This is a genomic window from Marinobacter sp. F4218 (assembly GCF_019443085.1).
Lineage (GTDB): Bacteria > Pseudomonadota > Gammaproteobacteria > Pseudomonadales > Oleiphilaceae > Marinobacter > Marinobacter albus.
The window spans coordinates 690,034-709,720 of sequence record NZ_JAHZIL010000002.1; the positions used below are offsets into that span (position 1 = coordinate 690,034).

Below are 19,687 nucleotides of genomic sequence, written 5' to 3' on the forward strand. Positions count from 1 at the left end.
CGCTTATGAATACTGCCGTTCTGAATTACGTTGACCGACATGACCCCTTCCAGTTCGGTGAACTGGAAGGGGTCATCATCTCCACCGAATCCCAGCGAGAAGTCTGGCTGGCGGCACAGTTCGGTGAAGGCGCAAGTGCGGCCTTCAATGAATCGGTTTTCGTCAACCTACAGGGACAGGTCAACGAAACCGCATTGACCAACGCGCTGAAGGCACTTTGGGACCGTCACGAGGCCATGCGTGGGTGTTTCAGCGATGACGGGGAAGAAATGGTGATCTACAAGAATCGCCCTGCCCCGATCTACACACACGACTTTTCATCAAAGCCGCCCAATTTGCGAAATGAACAGATCGCGGCACTGGCTCGCAGCGCCGTTGTCGATGCGTTTGATTTGTTTAACGGCCCCCTTGCCCGAATGGACGTCATTCAGTGCTCCGCTTTGGAGACCCGCGTCCTGCTGACCCTGCATCATTCGATCTGTGACGGCTGGTCGCTCTATATCCTCGCCAGCGAGCTTGGCAAGTTGTACTCCGACTTTGTTGAGCCATCGGAAACATCCTTGCTGGACCCCGCGCCAAGATTCAGCAACTACGCCGATTGGGAGCGCAGCGAGGATACCCGGCCCTTGCGGGAACAAAGCATCGAGTATTGGACGAAACGTTTTGCCCAGGGAATCCCGGCGCTTGATCTTCCCTATGACCGACCCCGCTCATTCTCCCGAAGCTTTGATGCATTCCGGTTGGACAAAGACCTGCCCATGGAACTTCTGGGTGGCATGAAAACGCTGGCAGCGAGAAATAGCAGCACCATTACCACGGCTTTGATTGCAACGTTCGTCGCGTACCTGAATCGTATTTCAGGGTGCGAGGATATCGTCCTCGGTATCCCGTTTGCCGGGCAGATGGCAAAAGAAGAGCACAACCTGGTCGGCCATTGCGTCAATATTATCCCGCTCTACATCACTGTTTCGGGGGACGATTCATTCAAGACACTGCTCCAGAAGACCCAACAGAATATGCTCGAAGCGTTCGAGCACCAGTACCTGACCTACGGCACGCTTCTGAAGACCTTGGGGGTTGCCCGTGATCCCTCGAAACCGCCCTTGGTCTCCGTCATTTTCAATGTGGATCAGGCCAACGAATCGGATTTCCAGTTCTCTGGCCTGACGGCCTCGTTTCAATCCAATCCTCGCGCGTTCGAAAATTTCGACCTGAACCTCAATATTACGTTGTCGGATTCCGCCGCAGTAATGGAGTGCACTCACAATCTGCAGCTCTGGGATACCGAGACCATGGATCGCCGTATGGAGGAGTTACTGCTTCTCATGCGGGGTGTTCTCGACGATTCGGACGCCCCTCTTAATCGGCATAACCTGATCAGGAACGAGGACCTGTTGCTCTATCGCAGCCAGTGGGCAACGGCTTATCGCCCGTACGATCTTGAGCACACAAGCCTGCACGGACTGGTCGAATCTGCGGCAGAACGGTTCCCGGATCGGACGGCACTGGTGTTCGAGAACGTCGAACTGACCTACGGAGAACTGGATCGACAGGCTAATCGGCTCGCACACTGGCTGATAGACCGGGGGGTCATGACGGAAACGGTCGTCCCCATTCTGATGGACCGCTCCCTCGATATGCTGATCGCAATTAATGGCATTCTGAAGGCGGGTGGCGCTTACCTGCCACTGGATCCAGATCATCCCCACGACCGATTGGCGTTTATCCTGGAAGAGGTTGGCGCCCGCTTTGTACTGACACAATCAGCTCTCGCAGACCGGATTCCCGCTGACGCTCAAGCCATCGCCCTGGATGCCGATGACATTGACCTGACGGAGTATCCAGAACGGCGCCCCGACGTGCCCTTTTCCTGCTCTCAGCTCGCCTACGTGATCTATACCTCCGGATCGACTGGAACACCCAAAGGTGTGATGCTGGAACACCGCTCTATCTGCAATCACATGCTATGGCTTCAGGAGACGTTTCCACTTGATGAAACGGACTCTGTGATGCTGAAAACCCCATACACGTTTGATGTATCGCTGTGCGAACTTTTCCTGCCTCTGATGGTGGGAAGCCGGCTGATCATTGCCCGCCCCGGAGGTCACAAGGATCCAGAGTATCTCGCAGCCCTGATTAACCAACACCAGATCTCTCACATTCATTTTGTACCTTCCCTGGCGTACCTGTTCCTTGACATCTGCAAGCAGTCCGACTGCCCCTCCATTCGCCGGTTCATCCTGGCGGGCGAAGCCGTCAGTACGGAACTGGAATCCCGGTTAACCGAAGCGTTTCCAGATGCCGAGTGCTGGAACCTCTACGGACCGACGGAGGCCGCCGTGCACGCCAGTCTGTGGCAATGCGGCAAAGAAATTTTTGCCCATACCGTGCCCATGGGGAAAGCACCGCCCAACACCCGGCTGTATGTGGTGAATAACCAGATGCAGCTGCTTGCTCCGGGCCTGGTTGGGGAGCTTCTGATTGCCGGCGTTCAGGTTGCTAGGGGGTACATGAACCGACCCGACCTCACGGCCGAGCGCTTTATTGAGGACCCGTTCTCCGATGAGCCGTTCAAAGCCTATCGGACCGGGGATCTGGTGAAAATGCGCTCGGATGGGGTACTTGAATACATCGGGCGAAATGATTTCCAGGTGAAGCTTCGAGGACTGCGGATCGAACTCGGCGAAATTGAATCCGTCATTCTCCGGTTCCCCGATATTACCCAATGCGCAGTTCTCGCTCGGGAAGATCGCAAGAATGATCAGCGCCTGGTCGCTTACATTGTGGCAAAATCAAAGGTCGCGGATTCGCTCGCAGAGCTGAAAGCGCATATCGGGCAAAGTTTGCCTGACTACATGATGCCGCAACATTTCATACAGCTGACCGCTTTGCCCCTTACCTCCAGCGGCAAAGTGGATCGCAACGCGCTTCCCTTACCGGATATCTCCATGGCGGCAGAGTCCGATTACGTTCCGCCAGCAACCCTGACGGAATCGGATCTTTGTGACATCTGGTCCAGAGTACTTGGTGTTCCCACTCTGAGCGTGGACGCCAATTTCTTTGACTTGGGTGGGCACTCCCTTCTGGGGACACAAATGCTGGCTCAGATCAAAAGCCGTTACGGCATTACCCTGGGCCTGGGTAAGTTGTTCGAAGCACCGACGGTCCGAACGATGGCTAAACTAATAGATCAGGAACTGCAGAGTGGCCGGCAGGTGCAACAGATTCAAAAGCGCCTGCCAGAAGCCACCGTTTATGCAATCCCCCAACAACAGGTCTGGTACCTCTACGAAAAGATCGTCCCGGACTCCTATGCTTTTAATCTTCCAGCTGTGTTCCGTTTTCAGGGTGATCTGGATACCGCGGCGCTTGAGCGGGCCTTCAATACGATCCTGCAGCGGCATGAGATACTGAGGGCCAACTTTATCAATCCCGATGGCGAGGTACAGATACTCATCGACGAGTCCCGGTCAGTGCGCCTCGAACCACAAACCCTGTCGGACTATGGCGCCGTGGACCTTGAAACTCTGGAGCGGGCCCTGCGATTGAAAGTTGCCGAGAGTTTTGACGTAGCGTCAGGTGCCTTGTTCAAGGTCTGGCTGATCCGTATCGACGATCACGACCACATACTTTTTTTGATGATTCACCATCTGGTGTTCGATGGCTGGTCGTTTGATCTGCTCCTGAAAGAGGTGTGCGCGCTTTACAACGCGTACAGCAAAGGACTGGGCAATCCCCTTCCCGCCCTGCCCGTTCAGTTCCAGGATTTCGCCCTTTGGCAGCGGGACTGGTTGCACAGCGATGCCGTTAATGACCAATTATCCTATTGGAAAGAGCAGCTGGCCGGAGAACTGCCGGTGCTGGATCTGCCAACTGATTTTGATCGACCGCTCACCCAGGCTCACCGATCGGAGGGGGTCAAATTCGACATCGACGAGACGGCCGTGGATGCACTCGAGTCACTTGCAACCCGGCATCAAACCACCCTTTTCATGGTCCTCCTGTCCCTTTATGTCCTGATGCTCCATCGATTCAGTCGACAGTCTGATCTGATCATAAATGTCCCGGTCTATGCCAGAAACCAGGACGAACTGCGTGACGTTATCGGGCCAATGATCAACGTGCTGGTCTGCCGATTCCGGCTGGCCGGGACCCAGTCTTTTGATGACATTGTGCAGCATGTAAAGGAAACCATTCTCAATGCCATAGACAATCAGGACGTACCTTTCGATCTTCTGGTGCGCACGATCAATCCACCCAGGGATCCGTCGCGCAATCCGATTGCCCAGACATTATTCAATTATCAGGATGTACGTAACCGCCAAGACCAGATGACCGGCATACATCGATCCCAGATCAACCTCGACCGGGTGGGAGTCGAGACAGACCTTGATGTCTGGTTCAAGAGACAGGTCAGCGGGATGCAGGCCGGTTTCGAGTACCCGATCGAACTCTTTAAACGCGAAACTATCGAGGCTTTAGTGACGAATTTTAGAGAAAGCGTTCTGGCACTGACCGAACAGCAGGATGATCTGGATCTTCGGCAAATGGTTGGTGCCACGGCGCAGGATCTGGAGCAAATTTCAGTCTGGAATAAGACCGACACCTCATGGAAGTTTGAACAGGGATTTCTCACCGACTTTGAACGGCAGGTTGCTGTTAACCGCGATAAACCAGCCTGCCAGGACGAACGTTCGAGTTACAGTTACCGCACGCTCGAACAGCGTGCCAACCAACTTGCGCGGTTCTTCTCCAACAACGGCGTTGGAGAGGGCGATATTGTCGCACTGCTGCTCGACCGGAATGTCGATTTGCCCGCAACCGTCATTGCACTCTGGAAACTCGGTGCCGCCTATGTCCCCCTGGACCCGGTTTACCCGGAAGAGCGGATCAGAGCCATACTCGGAGTCGCCCAGGCTCAGGTACTGGTGACTTACTCAGGTTACGCTGCTGCCCAGTCGGCACATGAGGGAACAACTATCCTGTTGGATCAGGTGGCGTCTGATATTGCCGATCAGAGATCGGACACCGTTTCCACATTGCTTAAACCAGAGCAGTTGGCCTATGTAATTTTCACCTCCGGGTCCACCGGCATACCAAAGGGTGTGGAAATCAGTCACGGCGCGTTGCATAACTTTATCAAGGCCGTGGCTGTGGAACCCGGCCTCAACGCGGATGATCGGTTGCTTGCCATCACCACTCTGGCCTTCGATATTTCTTTGCTTGAGCTTTTCCTGCCACTCAGTGTCGGCGCGACCGTGTTTGTGGCTTCGGCAAACCAAAGTGCGGACCCTCACCAACTCCTCTCGCTGATCGCACAGCACAGCATCACGACCTTACAGGCAACTCCCGCAACCTGGCGTTTGTTGATCAACGCGGGGTTCAAGCCTCAAACCTCTATCAAGGGCTTGATCGGGGGAGAGAAGCTTCCCCCGGACCTGGCAGGAAGCCTGGTCGATCAGGGCGTTGAGCTATGGAATATGTACGGCCCAACCGAGGCAACCGTCTGGACCAGCTGTTACCGAATTCCAGAGAGTGAAGCGGGAACCTGGCCAAGAATCCTGATTGGAAGGCCACTGGCAAACACTCAGTTGCACGTTCTTGATGACCAGGGCACCCCACTCCCTATCGGAGTCTATGGCGAGCTATGGATTGGCGGTGCCGGCCTCGCTAACGGGTATCGTGGCCAGCCTGAGCAAACAGCAGAGCGATTTCCCCAATCTCAGGATGGCGAGCGACTTTACCGCACCGGAGACAGGGCACGCTGGACACTGGACGGCCAGATCGAGTTCGCAGATCGTCTCGATAATCAGGTAAAGGTGCGTGGATATCGAATCGAGCTTGGGGAAATCGAGATCAACCTCCGCGCCCATCCAAACGTCGCCGATGCGGCCGTTGTCGTCCAGAGTTTCAGCTCGGATGACCAGCGCCTCGTCGCGCATGTTAGCTATTGCGGCGAAGAACAGCCTACCGGAAGTGAGTTGCGTAAATACCTCCGGAAGTTCTTGCCGGACTACATGATTCCCCAGCAATTTTCGGCCCATGAAGGCCTTCCGTTGCTGCCTTCAGGTAAGGTCAACCGGAAACTACTGGCCGAAGCCAATGGCAACCAGTCTCCAAGTCGTATCGCATCCCATCGGGAACCGAGCGCAACCGAAGCACGCGTGATGGCCATATGGAAGGAATTACTCAAGCGTGACGAAGTGGCTCTGAACGATCAATTTCTTGACATAGGAGGGCATTCCCTTCTGGCGTTAAAGGTTATCGTAGATATTGAGAAAGCCTTCGGAGCGAGGTTAATGCCGCAGGACCTTTGGGTGAATACACTAGAGCAACTAGCCAACCTGATCGACCAGAAACAGGCTTCGGTGAAAGCCGAGTCCGGGGCGCAGTCAGATAACGATAAACCCATGAAAACCGGACGAGGTATGTTCAGGCGACTTTTCGGTGCATCGTGATGGCTTCGGTTCCTCTTGGTGCTCCCAACAAGTCGATGAACGTTCCTCGTGCCAAATTGCAGTGTGATCGGGAGAGCATATTGGAAGCGTTTTACTTCGGTCCGTCTGAGAGCTATCTGTTCGGGGCGTTCCACCCCAGACAGGGTGCCAGCCGCGATGAGGCCATTGTCCTGTGTAATCCATTCGGCCAGGAGTATTTGAGGTCGCACAAATCCATACGACGACTGGCGATTAATCTGGCAAGCCTCGGCTACCCGGTGCTTCGGTTCGACTACCGGGGGACGGGGGATTCCGCGGGTGATATTACTGGCGTATCCGCCGATCAATGGGTAACCGACATCGGACACGCCATCCAGGAACTACAGGACATGGCCGCGGTACCCAGGGTTGCCTTGATAGGACTGCGACTGGGGGCCTTACTGGCGGCAAAGGCAACGTTGGAGAACGATCAGGTGTCTCGTCTGGTAATGTGGGATCCCGTCGTTGATGGCTCAGCCTATGTTGAGGGCATTCGGTCCGCAATTGTTGATGCCCAACCTCTTGGCAGCCGATCCCGAATCATCGCTTCGGATGGAACCCTGCATTTCAATGGCTTTTGTATGCCGCCACTTTTTCAAGAATCCATCTCGAGCTGGCATCTCGAGGACTTGGCACCCCGGGTCGGGGTTCCTATTGCACAGATCATGTCTCATGAATCCGAGACCTTCGCTCGACTGAAACGTTTCCTGTCCAGCCAGCCGGGCTTTTACTCAGAACTGGCCCCGGCGCCCCACGACTGGAACTATGTTGATCACGTCGGAGGAATTCTGTGGCCAAAGCCAGTGATCGATGCGATTGAGCAGTATTTCGGCCGGACAACCTCTTCATAAAGGGAAGATCATGCGAGAACGGGTAGTCACAGTTGGCGATCATCTGCCCCTGGTGGGCATCTTCTGTGAACCAGACGCCGATCGGGTGTCGGATTCCAAAACGGCCGTGATTTTACTGAACTCAGGTGTTATCCACCGGGTTGGTTCCTGCCGCCTGTCGGTATCGTTGGGGCGGGCGCTGGCCGAACACGCGGGCATAGCCACATTTCGGTTCGATTTTTCCGGTATTGGTGACAGTGACGCACGGCGGGGCACCTTGACCGCGAACCAGGCGGCGATTGAGGAAGTGCAGGAAGTGATGGATTACCTCGGGAAATGGAAGAAGATTGACCGCTTCATCCTCTACGGCCTCTGCTCCGGGGCATTCGCCGCCTACCGCACCGCCATCGCTGACGAACGGGTTCTAGGCACAGTGCAACTGGACGGCTACTGCTACACGACCTGGAAAAGCCATATGATGCACTATTCACCGAGGTTGCTCTCACCTACCCGATGGCTAACCTGGCTATTACGGAAACTCGGTTTGCGGAAGGTCAAGAAGGGGGTGGAAGTTTCAGGTATCGAAGAGCAGTTTTTCGAGGTCCCGGATTTTGCCAGTTATCCGCCAAAGGAAGACGTACAACAAGGACTCAAGACTCTGAATGATAGGGGGTTGGATATGCTGTATGTGTTTCTTGGCAACGAACACTACAAATACCACAAACAGTTCGAGGACTGTTTCGACGACGTATCTTTCAAAGACAATCTCACCGTCATTCATCGCCCCAATGCAACGCACATCCTCTCGGAACCAGAGGATCGAAGGCGTGTCATCGAGGCAATTACGGACTGGGTAAACGAAAAATTGCCAGCTTATTGAATGGGTTACATTAAAGGCCATGGAAACAGCAACGCAGGCGCCCCACCAAACCAGATCGGAACTATCTGCCCTAACCTCTCTGAGGGGGATTGCCGCGATTCTAGTGATGTGCCATCACTTCATGTTTGTCCTGCTCCTCGACATCGGCCGAATAATCCCCTCAAAACTCTTCTACAAATCCTACCTGTGGGTTGACCTGTTCTTTATCCTCAGCGGTTTCGTACTTGCCTATGTCTATCAGAATCATTTCCGTGCAGGCGTTGACGGCTCAACCTATCGAAGGTTTATGCAGACCCGGTTTGCACGGATTTATCCGTTACACCTGTTCGTCCTGCTACTGTTCGTCGGGTTTGAAAGCCTTCAATGGCTCCTGAGTATGCTTGGCGCCGAGGGCATGGAAAATCTGACCGAACCCTTCACCAGCGACCAGAGTGCGGACACCCTTCTGACGAACGTGTTCCTGGTGCAAACGCTACACTGGAAGGCTTACTGGAATCAGCCTGCCTGGTCCATCAGCGCCGAATGGATCATCTATTTTTCGCTTCCTTTCCTGATGCGCTGGCTGCTCCCAGTTGCCCACAGAAGCCCCGCTTTCCTGACTGGGCTTGCACTACTACCGCTGGCCATCATTGAATGGAATTTTGGCGACCTTGGCCTTGAATACGCGGGGTGGCCGATGCTGGTCCGCTGCCTGAGCGAGGCGGCATTGGGTTTGATGTTATTCCGATGCTATCAAGTGGGGCTTTTCAGTGACTATGCCTCCGGCCGGCTTCTTATGCCGGCCTTGGCCGTGAATCTGGTCCTGCTTGCACTCCCCATCCCCGGCGTGATTTCCGTCGCCGGGTTTATGTGGCTGGTACTCTGTGCGGCCAGACTACCAGGCTCTGAACCGCACTTACTGAATCACCCGGCACTGGTCTATCTAGGCAAAATTTCCTACTCAATTTACCTCGTACACTGGTTCATCATGGACTTGGTTCGAGAAAGTATTGTGTTTTTTACGGGGGTGCCCGTGAGCGAGGTGCTGTCTTTCTCTGAGCAGCTCATCGTTATGGCAGGGCTAACGCTGATTGTCCTGGGACTGTCACACCTAACCTACCATCTCCTCGAAGCCCCTATGCGGGATCGGCTCAAGCCAAGGCGTATCGCATACAATCCAACCTGAAAGATTGTCAGGAAAACCGGATGCTCCGGCAAAATTCTTTTCGCGAGCATCAAGGACTGGCTATGACAGTATTTGGAAATTCTATTTCTTCATCAAAACCCATTTTATAAAAGTAGAAAAACTAACCTACATATTTATTTATCACAGCCCTGTGCCATGCTTCAGTGAATTACCCCGCACTTTCTATTTAGGTCTGAGGATGCTCTCATGGTCAGAAATAATAGGATTTTACTTCTGTCTATTTCGAGCTCACTGTTCGCCGGTTGTGCCATTCAAACGCCCTTAGACGTCGAAGAACTTGGTCCCCCTGCGGCAGGTGACCTCTCTGAACACATTATTGACCGGGAGGATATCGGCTTTTACGCCGACGGCGACTGGAGAATATCAAGTTCTATTTCAGGCTATCAGGGCAGTGACTATCTGATCGTGCCTCCCGGTCAGGGAGACAATGTCGCGACCTGGAACTTAAACATAATCAGAACCTTTGATATTTACGCAAAGTGGTCGTCAACACCAAGACGTGGATCGAATGTCAAATACACTGTCCACCACTTGGACAGCAGAAACAACCTGGTAACAGAGACGGTGATCGTCGATCAGCGAGAAAACGGGGGCGAGTGGTTCAAGCTTGGTACTTACCGAATGTCGACTTTAACCGGGCGGGTAACCGTAAACGACGATGCGGATGGTTACGTAATCGCCGATGCCGTTCTTTTCAGGGAAGTAGGGATCTCTGGCGGCGAAGTAACCGATGACTCGGATGGTGATGGTATTCCTGATGAGTGGGAACTCACCTATGGACTTGATCCGAACTCTGCCGCAGACGCCGATCTCGATCCTGATGGCGACAATCTGACCAATCTCGACGAATTCCTGACCCTGACTGATCCCACCGATTCAGATACGGACGGCGATGGTTCTCCGGATGGTTATGAGGTTTCCGTCGGCCTCGACCCAACGACCGACGATTCAGGTGCCGACTCGGACAACGATGGCTTCTCCAATTTAGAGGAGTACACCGCCGGAACTGACCCGAATGACGCCTCTAGCGTACCGGACACTACTTCTGTTCTGGTGACATGGACTCCACCCACTCAGCGTACCGATGGTAGTCCTCTAAGCGAGAGCGATATCGCCCAGTATGAACTCTCCTATCAGTTGGCCGTGGCTGGAGCGGAGATAGTCGTTGACAACGAATCAGGCAATTTTATGAGTTCAGGAGGCGGACGGACCTCAAGCAGCTATGGCGGATTTATTGGCAGCGACTACTTCATCATGGAGCCGGGTTCCGGAGAAACCGCAGCGGAGTGGCGCGTCACAAACCTGGTTCCTGGAACCACCTACGAACTCTACGCCCATTGGGTGTCGTCAGGTCTGCGCGCGTCCAATGCGACTTACGAGTACACCTACACAGACAGCAGTGGCAGTGAGACTACCGATGCCGCAACCGTTGACCAACGTGAAAACGGCGGTTCGTTCCAGTTGTTGGGCACCTTCACCACAAACGATGTCGGGGTCGTTGTTCGGATCGATAACGACGCCGATGGTTACGTAGTTGCCGACGCGATAAGAGTGAATGCAGAGGGAGCTCCGGCGCAAACGCAAATAATAGAGCCTACCGGAACCAACAGCTACCTGGTCAAAGACCTTGAAGCAGGCGAATGGCAGTTCAAGATCAGGGCAATTGATACCGATGGTGTGGCTGGAGAATACTCAGGTGTAGAAACGAGTATTGTCCAGTAACTGAAATTGAAGGTGGTGATATAGGCGAGACGGCCAGTCCCTGCCTCATGGCCCTTTGGACTTAGTTCTCGTATAAACCTAAAAGGATCCGGGCTACCAGGGCCACGTCATCTGCCTTGACATCTTCGTGGCATGGCAGGGTTAACAATCGGGAAGCAAAATCCTCGGCAACCGGGAAATATCCGGAGCCACAGAGGTCTTGCAAGCCTTCGATTTTCGCCAAAGTCTGCCCATAAAAACGACTTGCGCCAATTCCTGAGCTATTGAGTGCCCGGCAAGCCTGGTCACGAACATCTTCCGTTGGCGCGAGCAAACCATAGCGAATCCGCGGGTTTTGAACTGAGGCGCCCTCTCCTTCCAGTTTTTTCCAGCCGAATTGCTCCAAGGGCTTTAACTCTCGATCATAAAGCGGATAAGTCAGGGGCCGAGAAAAAAAATCATCAATTCCCGCAAGAACCATTAACTCAGACATTGCAACTCGACATATCGCGGAACATTCCTGATATTTCGTGTCGCCGATGTTTAAAAAAGGAAGTTTTTCCAAGACAAAGAAAGGGTAACGGGCCATAAGCAGGTGAAAGAGGCGCCGTTTGAGCCGCCAAATCACTCCGGCTTTGGCTTTTAGCAGTGGAAATCGTTCGATAACGTCCCTCGCGTCTTTTTCGAGTTCAACCCTGACCAGCAGAGCCCCTCCTCCCATCAAGTTAATCGGTTTTCCCCTCCCAAAACTGACTACAACGGCATCTGCCCAGGGGTTCTCAGTGCTCGCCGGAGGAAAGCACTGGGCGGAGTCCTCAATCAGGAAAAGCTCAAGGTCATTGCAGATTTTCGCAAGCACCTCAAGACGTTCCGGAAACCCAAGCAGTCCCGCCGCCACCACGGCAACCGTTTGGGACGTCACCGCACCTCTCACCTGAGATTCGTCCATGACACCGGTGTCGGGAATGAGATCAGCCAGAACGGGCTTTCCCCCATTAGCCACAATTGCTGCCACCAAATCAGGGCAGCCATACGCTGGAATAATGACTTCAGGAGGCGAAATCGCCGCCTTTCGGGAAACGGCCAGGGAAATAGCCATTGCGAGCGCCGCAGTTCCAGAACTGGTGAATTCGGCACGGTAATCGCGATGCCAGGGAAACTTTTCGGTTGTCGACACTGCATCTGGATTCGGGATCCGGCTGCCCACCGGTCTTAGCTTGCCCAACATAGACCTACCTTCCGAGTATCTAACGTTTCGAGGGAGTCCACACTGTCATCCTTCGACCAGTCAGGAAGGAGAGAGTCGCCTGGGCTATGGCAAGGTTAACCTGAACGAAGAAATACGGGATCTTTCCCCAGGTCTTGCCCCTTACTGTCGGAACAAAACGCGCCAAAATGACCAAACCATAGAACGCAATTTGACCGAGAAGCGCCACGAAATAGGTAACCCCCTCGCTCGACAAGAGCAAAGAAGTGCCGAGCAATAGTAGCTGAAACCACGGCACTGCCCAGCGCATGACTTTGTGCCCAAAAACCTGGAACGAAAAAAGTCCATAACGTTTTGGGTTCAGCACTTCAAGGTGCCGACTCAGGGCCGTAAGCCCCCGGATTACTGTCCGTATCTTCCTCTGATACTCTCGAGACGGATCACTGACATCCTGGTAGAAGCCAAGAACATCCGGCGCGGTAACTGCTACCAGCCCCTTTCTCACGCAGTTTAAGGCGGTGTTAAAATCACTGGGAGAATAAATATCCCAGTCGCGCTCACAGACTTCTTTTCTGGCTGCGAAGAAAGAACCACTCAGGCCCACAACACCGCCCCGGTCAGACTCAAGCCCACGCAACCACATCTCGTAGCGCACGTAGGCCCCTTCCCCAACGATACTGCCGTCCCGACTGAAAAATCGGTCCTCGCTCGAGACCGCGCCGACAGCAGGGTCCTTAAAATATCGAACGAGTTTGTGAAGCGCATCTTTCGGAATAGAGGTGGCAACGTCGGAGAACACCAAGATCTGGCCGGAGGATTTCAGGATTCCCTGCAACTGCGCATGCTCCTTACCCTTTCGCTCCTCCGCGCGGGCAAGCAGAACGTTATTTTTCTCATAATCCCCTACGATTTGATCGGTAGCATCGGTAGAGCAGTCCGAAGCGACCAATATCTCGAGGTTGGGATAATCGATTTCCAGACAGTTTTCGATTTTTTCACGTATTCGTGATTCTTCATTGTGGGCAGTCACGATGAGGGAAACCGCTGGAGACTCGTCTTCCGGGCTGGACCGCTTGTGACCGGTGTGTTTTCGTTTGGGGACCAGAGCTAACAGGAGGGGATAAATAAAATAGCTGAACGAAACGCCGAAGACGGCCAACCAAAACAATAAAACCAGCATAGCTCTCAATCCCTGTGCACCGGCATTAATGACAACTCCGCCTTCTACTGGCAGAATCATGGTTACAGACTATACAGGGACGATAAAGCCAACACCACTGGTGGCTTTCAAGGAGGCATGGTCTTGGCCTATTTACGCTCTGCTTTGAAATTTTTGGTCATTGCCGCTCTCGCTGTTTATGGCTGGCTGAGAGTGAAGCTGGCATCTGAGCCAATACTGATCATCCTGACGTACCACCGGATCCTGCCTAAACATCATCCCGACCGTGAGTTTGAACAACCGGGAATGGTGACGGCGCCAGAGGTATTAAGGCGCCACATCCATCTTATGAAATCTCTCGGGGCCATCCCGATACATCTCGACGAGTGGCTGCGGCTTCGCGCAAGCGACCGGGCATTGCCGAAGCTTTCCGTAGCCCTGACGTTTGATGATGGCTGGAAAGACAACTTCCAGTATGCCTACCCTATCCTCAAATCAGAGAATGTGCCGGCAACAGTTTTTTTGGTGACGCGCCTTGTCGATACAAACGACGTTTTCTGGCCGGAGAAGGTCCTTAAACTGCTTACTTCAAAGCCCATCAATGAGGCAGGGCCTGAATACCAATGGCTCACCCCGTACTTGCCGAATGCCCAGTCTAATCAATCGCCGCTGACACTGTATCAGGCTGACCAGGCTATAAACCGACTGAAGAGCCTTGATGACGCCACGATCATGGCCCACCTCAGTGAGGCCAGCCAAAGATCCCCGTCCTCAGACGCCAGCGGAGACGGCAGGTCGATACTGAATCGTCAGGAACTAACGGAAATGGCCTCTGACGATCTTGTTCGCTATGGCGCTCATACTCAGCATCATTTCCGTCTTAATCGTCTTGATAATCCCGCCACGCTGAAGCGAGAGATTCTTGGATGTCTGGATGACTTGAACGAATTCGGGACGGGAATAGTGCCCATTTTTTGTTACCCCAATGGGGACATTACCGCTGAAGGCAGGAAGCTGGTAGAAGATCGCTATCGAGCGGCCTGTACCACCAAGACAGGGTGGAATCTCGGAAACCGCGATCCGTTTGACCTACACCGATTCAATCTACATGACGGAAACAGTGGCAGTGCCCGACACTTATTGGCCACGATCGGTCGGGGAATTTTATGAAAGCTATGAACATTCCCGGCGTTGTCACTCATGTCGTATCCGGAGACCTGTGGGCTGGCGCCGAAGTACAGGTCTTTAGCCTGTGTCGGGCATTGAAGGCATCCAACGAACTAAACCTGACGGCTATCGTTTTTAACGAAGGCATACTCAGTCAAAAGCTTCGCGAGCTCGGCATCCCAGTGGACCTGGCTGACGAATCCCGGCTGAACGCCCTCCAGATGATCCAGGTAATACGGGATCACTGCCGGAAATATCAAACACAATTGCTGCACACCCACGGGTTCAAGGAAAACATCCTGGGGATAGTCGGCAAAGATCTCGCTCATGTCCCTTACTCAGTCCGAACTGTCCACGGCAATCCGGAATCCGCGTTTAAATTGAGCGCCCCCCACAAATGGTTGATTCACAAGCTTGATCATTTCCTTGGCCGGTTTAGGCAGCAGGCTGTTGTAGCCGTGTCGACACAGTTAGAGGAACGTCTCTCGCCGGTATTTCCCGGCAAGGTACACAAGATATTCAACTTTGTAGATGTCGAAGCTATCCGGGCTCAGTGGCCGAAATTGGTCAGGCAAGCTGGGGAAACAAAACGGTTAGGGATCATTGGCCGTCTTACTCCGGTAAAGAGAGTGGATCTGTTCATCAAAACAATTGCCCTCCTTAATCAGACGGGCGAAAACTGCAGAGGGATCATCATCGGAACCGGGCCGCTGGATAGTGAACTGCGGGAGTTGGCTGAAAGCTTGGGGGTCACTACAAAAATTGAATTTAGAGGCTTTGTGAACCCCGCATTTACGGAACTAAGAACGCTTGATGCCCTTCTGATGACATCGGACCACGAAGGTCTGCCGCTGACCCTGTTGGAAGCCCTCTCGCTTGAGATTCCGGTTATCGGGCATCGAGTAGGCGGAATACCCGAAGTGCTCGATCAGGGAGCATGTGGTTGGCTCGTGGACGAGCAAACACCGGAAGCCTATGCGTCAGTTACGTCAATGGCCCTCAACGCCTGCGAGGAGCGCGCGCGGAAATGCCAGAGAGGATTGGCACACGCCACCGGCATTTTTGGAAAGCAATCGAATACAGAAAAGTACTTGGGGCTCTACAATAGATATACAGGCCTGAGCGAGTTTGAAGCGACTTAAATACCGATCCAGGGATTTACACTACCCGGAAGCTCCGAGAGCGACAAGGATCGTTAACTTGTTTGTGAATTACAGAGTATAGGGAAATGCCAAAAATTCTCATGTTATCGGACATCACTGGACTCGGACCCGATTACCATGTCGGGGACGAAGCAATGGCGCAGGTGGCTATAGAACGCCTCGGCAAGTTGGTAGGAAAGGAGAACCTGATACTGGGCTGCGCCAGTCCCGCCCAGGTTCCGGAAACCTACGGAATTCGCGCCTTTGCGTTCTACCACATAACGGACAACCAATTCAGAAGCATGCTCTGGACCAAACCACTGTCCTATTTCAAAGCCTTTGCCATGAACGTATACCAGGTGGCGCGTTGCGACAAAGTCCTGGTGTGCGGTGGCGGGAATATGACGAGTGTCTGGCCTGGGGTTCTTGAGGCTCGGCTGCGGCTTCTGAAAGTCGCCAATTTTTTCAAGAAAGACGTCATCCTCGTCAGCCAAACGATCGGACCCTTTGAACAGCCACACAGAGAAGCCGTCGATCGGGCTCTGCGCAAAGCAAAATGGATCGGTGTTCGGGACATCAACTTTTCCCACACGCAAGTCAGCTCACCGGTTCACTTTGCTCTGGATGATGCCTGCTATCTGGAGAAACGTCACAGCGAGTACAGCCGGTCAATCAGCGCCGATAGCGGTGACTTCGCTTGTATCTCCATGCGGAAATTTGGGGACATGGATGACTCCGACGTTCTCCGAGTGGCTGCAGCCATTGAACAAGCCGTTCGGTCGCATAACCTAAATAGTGTCTTTATTCCTCACCATGCGCCCATGGGTACCAAGGGTGACATCGCGCTGGCGAATCAAATAAAGCATTTGTGGAAGAAGGAGAGCTTCCACCTCGTGGATCCCATACCTCTGGCATCCGAACTAAAGGCTCTCACCGCAGACAGTCAGTTTGTTATATCCATGCGGTACCATCAGCTCGTATTTGCCCTGTCGATAGGCGTCCCAGCGGTCGGAATTTATGTTGATGAGTATACCCAGGCAAAACTTACGGGGTCTTTTGAGGCCCTGGGGCTAAAGCCATTGGTTACATCCATAAATCACGTCGATGACAATCTGGACGCCTTGGTGTCCGAGGCTCTTGAATCCCGGGAGAGTTTCGAAGCCGCCGCTCACAAGATTCAGCAGGAAGAAAAAAAAGTCAGCGAGCGCCCCTACCGATTACTCGCAGATGTATTGGAGGAACCGCTCGCCGATTCCATTGGGAAGCCAACGGAGGCAAAGGGCTCGTGACAGGAATGATGGTTCTTTTTCACTGTGAGTCGAACCCCGGGTATGCAGCATCAAGCCATGAACACACGTTCCTAGATGTTGCGAGGAATCTGGCGGGCGATATTCAAAACGTGCATTACGCGTACTCAGATTTGACCGGCGGAATGACCTCTTCACTGCCGGCGGAGCTGACCAATATCCTTCACCTTGATACACAGTGGTCAGACCCCGATCAACTCAGGAGCATCGAATCCTATGTCAGGAAACACCGGATCCGGCGCCTCCTCGGATTTGATCAGCCTGTCTCACGTCCGATGTATCAGGCGCTTCGGAAGGGCGGTGTAAAAACCTTCGTATCATATTGGGGGGCGCCAATGAGCTCGCTAAACAGCGGCCTAAAACTCTTCCTAAAAAAGCTCGAGGTTTCAACCAAACGTTACGGCCCCGATCACTATGTTTTTCAATCTGACGGAATGCGTGATACCGCTGTTAATGGTAGAGGAATCCCCTTCTCGAAAACCTCCATTGTTAAAACCGGAATAGACACTCGGAAGTATGCACCCGACCCGTCAAGACGTTGGTACGCCCACGAATGTTTTGACATACCAAGGGACCGAAAAATCGTTGTATTTTCCGGGCATATGGAAAGAAGAAAGGGTGTGCACGTTATCCTTCAGGCCGCAGAAATCCTGACCCGCAAGCTAAAACAAAAGAACGTTCAGTTCCTTATCCTCGGAAACCGACCGGGAGAGCGTGAGAACTTCCTGGAATATCTGCAGGACCCTGAGGTCAATGAACACATCACCTTTGGCGGATACCGGGCCGATGTACCTGACCTCCTGAAGAGTTGCTCCGTTGGGATGATCGCCTCAGTTGAATGGGACTCCTTCCCTATGTCTTCACTTGAGATGGCGGCAACCGAATTACCACTCCTGGTATCAGATCTTCCGGGGTTGAATGAAGCGGTAGCACCCGACACCGGTAGAAAATTCCCCGTTAACGATCATGTTGCTGCAGCAGAGCAACTGAATACTCTTCTCAATCAAACAGAACTTCTCGAAACCATGGGAAGTAAAGGCCGAGAACGTGTCATCAAACATTACTCCCGAACCGCTCAAGCGAAGGGAATAATCAATATTTTCAGAGAACTGGAACGCGAGCAGGAGCTTGTGTTGTGAGCCAAACCCAACAAATGGTCAAACACTCAACAATCTACGCTGTCGGAAATATATCCAGACAGCTTGTTGGGTTCTTGATGCTCCCAATCTACACAAGTTACTTAACGCCTGCCGACTATGGTGTTATTGGCCTTTTAATATTCTTGGTAAGCCTTTTTGAAATTATTTTAGGTGGCCACATGTTTCAGGCCGTACCGAAATTTTTTCACGAAGAAGATAGTCGGAGACGAAAAAACTCCGTAGTCACTACTGCTTTTTTGATCACCTCTTTTTTCAGTGGTTTTGCCTGCTTGATAATGGCCAGTTTTTCAACTCCCCTATCGTCACTCGTATTCGGAGACGAAAAATACAGCATCTACATAATCATCTTCTCCGCATTGATACTTACCCATGCCTTAGAGCAATATAGCCTCACCTATTTACGAATAGTTAAAAAGCCATGGACTTTCTTTAACTTTAGCATGGCTAAGCTTGCCCTCCAGCTAAGCCTGAACATTCTGACAATCGTTATATTAGACTGGGGCCTAATGGGCCTTGCACTAAGCAGCCTTATATCTTCAGTCATTATATCTATTACCTTAACGACCTACACGATATATCATACCGGCTTCCATTTAACAAAATCTGTGGCCGTTAAAATTTTAAAATTCAGCTGGCCATTGTGGATATCAGGCCTCATTGGACTTTATATTGGTTCATCCAACCGTTATTTTATCCGTATATTCTCGTCCCTGGATGATGTGGGACTTTTCGAATTAGCATCAAAATTCGGTGCGATTGTAGGTGTCCTAGTCTGGAGTCCGTTCTCGCAATACTGGCAAACTGAGCGCTTTGCCATTGCCAAAACGGCTAACCCCTACCCCTCATACTCACTGGCATTTCGGATGATCACTGCACTCTTGCTGGTTTCAGGCATCAGCGTAAACACATTCTCGACGATGATTATTCAGTTTATGTCTGCCCCGCCATTCCACCCTGCAACTGACGCCGTCCCGTTTCTTGTACTGGCGGGGATTTTTCAAAGCTTGACGATCTTCAACAACTTCAGTTTTATGTATCGAAACCGAACTTTCGAGCTCACCAAGAATAACATCGTTACCGCGGCCTTTATTACCGCATTCTATTTCGTTTTAATACCCGATTATGGTTTCGTTGGGGCTTCAATTGCGCTGGCAGCTGGCTCTATTGTCCAATACGCGTATGCACTACATATCGCAAATAAAATCTATCCTATGAAGATAAACCAAAAATCATTGCTTACCGGCATTGTGGTATTATTGCTAGCTGCAATAGTTGACCAGTCCTTTATTAATCAAGATTTATCTATTCCTTCAATATCCAGTAAAATTTTACTTGCAATAACATTCTCACTAGCAGTTCTTTTCTCACTGTTTGAGAAACATGAACTCTCAGGATCGAAAGACTATGTAATAGGATTTTTCAAGAAACATTAACTGATTCTTCTTTAGCGCTCGATTAAATACTTCGAAAAG

The 19,687-nt window shown here is 52.3% G+C and carries 12 protein-coding genes; 10 read left to right on the forward strand and 2 right to left on the reverse strand.

The window, feature by feature from the left end:
- Positions 1-5: 5 nt before the first annotated feature.
- The 5 genes from K0B93_RS03550 to K0B93_RS03570 all read left to right on the forward strand — a co-directional run bounded on the left by K0B93_RS03550 (position 6) and on the right by K0B93_RS03570 (position 11,094).
- Positions 6-6,458 carry a non-ribosomal peptide synthetase gene (locus K0B93_RS03550; protein WP_219865858.1) on the forward strand — a complete coding sequence of 2,151 codons (6,453 nt, stop codon included), beginning with the start codon at positions 6-8 and terminating at the stop codon, positions 6,456-6,458.
- Positions 6,458-7,327, forward strand: coding sequence for a serine aminopeptidase domain-containing protein (locus K0B93_RS03555; RefSeq protein ID WP_219865859.1), 870 nt, complete (start codon positions 6,458-6,460; stop codon positions 7,325-7,327). Before K0B93_RS03550 ends, K0B93_RS03555 begins: the two co-directional genes overlap by 1 nt.
- Complete coding sequence (locus K0B93_RS03560) at positions 7,293-8,186, forward strand: alpha/beta fold hydrolase (protein ID WP_219865860.1); 894 nt, start codon at positions 7,293-7,295, stop codon at positions 8,184-8,186. Before K0B93_RS03555 ends, K0B93_RS03560 begins: the two co-directional genes overlap by 35 nt.
- A 19-nt stretch (positions 8,187-8,205) precedes the next feature.
- Positions 8,206-9,351: an acyltransferase family protein gene (locus tag K0B93_RS03565; protein ID WP_228743202.1), complete on the forward strand. Its 1,146-nt coding sequence runs from the start codon at positions 8,206-8,208 to the stop codon at positions 9,349-9,351.
- Between the two features lie 207 nt (positions 9,352-9,558).
- Positions 9,559-11,094, forward strand: a complete 1,536-nt coding sequence (locus tag K0B93_RS03570) for a hypothetical protein (RefSeq protein WP_219865862.1) — start codon at positions 9,559-9,561, stop codon at positions 11,092-11,094.
- 61 nt (positions 11,095-11,155) lie between these two features.
- Here K0B93_RS03570 and K0B93_RS03575 read toward each other — a convergent pair whose 3' ends face one another.
- Both K0B93_RS03575 and K0B93_RS03580 read right to left on the reverse strand, forming a co-directional pair.
- On the reverse strand, positions 11,156-12,301 hold the full coding sequence (locus K0B93_RS03575) for a DegT/DnrJ/EryC1/StrS family aminotransferase (RefSeq protein WP_219865863.1): 1,146 nt from the start codon (positions 12,299-12,301) through the stop codon (positions 11,156-11,158).
- Positions 12,302-12,320: 19 nt separating this feature from the next.
- Positions 12,321-13,520: a glycosyltransferase family 2 protein gene (locus K0B93_RS03580; protein WP_228743204.1), complete on the reverse strand. Its 1,200-nt coding sequence runs from the start codon at positions 13,518-13,520 to the stop codon at positions 12,321-12,323.
- A 63-nt stretch (positions 13,521-13,583) separates the two neighbouring features.
- On the opposite strand from K0B93_RS03580, the gene K0B93_RS03585 reads away from it, so the two are divergent.
- The 5 genes from K0B93_RS03585 (at position 13,584) to K0B93_RS03605 (ending at position 19,648) form a co-directional block, all read left to right on the forward strand.
- A complete protein-coding gene (locus tag K0B93_RS03585; protein ID WP_228743206.1) occupies positions 13,584-14,609 on the forward strand; it encodes a polysaccharide deacetylase family protein in 1,026 nt (341 codons plus the stop codon).
- Complete coding sequence (locus K0B93_RS03590) at positions 14,606-15,748, forward strand: glycosyltransferase (protein WP_219865865.1); 1,143 nt, start codon at positions 14,606-14,608, stop codon at positions 15,746-15,748. The genes K0B93_RS03585 and K0B93_RS03590 overlap by 4 nt, the downstream gene beginning before the upstream one ends.
- 86 nt (positions 15,749-15,834) lie before the next feature.
- The gene (locus tag K0B93_RS03595; RefSeq protein ID WP_219865866.1) at positions 15,835-17,037 is read left to right on the forward strand and encodes a polysaccharide pyruvyl transferase family protein; all 1,203 of its coding nucleotides are present in this window, start codon (positions 15,835-15,837) and stop codon (positions 17,035-17,037) included.
- Between the two features lie 5 nt (positions 17,038-17,042).
- Positions 17,043-18,194 (forward strand): glycosyltransferase family 4 protein, encoded by a 1,152-nt coding sequence (locus tag K0B93_RS03600; protein ID WP_228743282.1) that lies wholly within the window; start codon positions 17,043-17,045, stop codon positions 18,192-18,194.
- Complete coding sequence (locus K0B93_RS03605; RefSeq protein ID WP_219865868.1) at positions 18,191-19,648, forward strand: lipopolysaccharide biosynthesis protein; 1,458 nt, start codon at positions 18,191-18,193, stop codon at positions 19,646-19,648. Before K0B93_RS03600 ends, K0B93_RS03605 begins: the two co-directional genes overlap by 4 nt.
- Positions 19,649-19,687: the final 39 nt, after the last annotated feature.

Excerpts from the sequence above, each read along its gene's own strand:
- K0B93_RS03550 (WP_219865858.1), top strand. The coding sequence starts at position 6 with ATGAATACTGCCGTTCTGAATTACGTTGACCGACATGACCCCTTCCAG.
- K0B93_RS03555 (WP_219865859.1), top strand. The coding sequence starts at position 6,458 with ATGGCTTCGGTTCCTCTTGGTGCTCCCAACAAGTCGATGAACGTTCCT.
- K0B93_RS03565 (WP_228743202.1), top strand. The coding sequence starts at position 8,206 with ATGGAAACAGCAACGCAGGCGCCCCACCAAACCAGATCGGAACTATCT.
- K0B93_RS03570 (WP_219865862.1), top strand. The coding sequence starts at position 9,559 with ATGGTCAGAAATAATAGGATTTTACTTCTGTCTATTTCGAGCTCACTG.
- K0B93_RS03575 (WP_219865863.1), bottom strand. The coding sequence starts at position 12,301 with ATGTTGGGCAAGCTAAGACCGGTGGGCAGCCGGATCCCGAATCCAGAT.
- K0B93_RS03580 (WP_228743204.1), bottom strand. The coding sequence starts at position 13,520 with ATGATTCTGCCAGTAGAAGGCGGAGTTGTCATTAATGCCGGTGCACAG.
- K0B93_RS03590 (WP_219865865.1), top strand. The coding sequence starts at position 14,606 with ATGAAAGCTATGAACATTCCCGGCGTTGTCACTCATGTCGTATCCGGA.
- K0B93_RS03595 (WP_219865866.1), top strand. The coding sequence starts at position 15,835 with ATGCCAAAAATTCTCATGTTATCGGACATCACTGGACTCGGACCCGAT.
- K0B93_RS03600 (WP_228743282.1), top strand. The coding sequence starts at position 17,043 with ATGATGGTTCTTTTTCACTGTGAGTCGAACCCCGGGTATGCAGCATCA.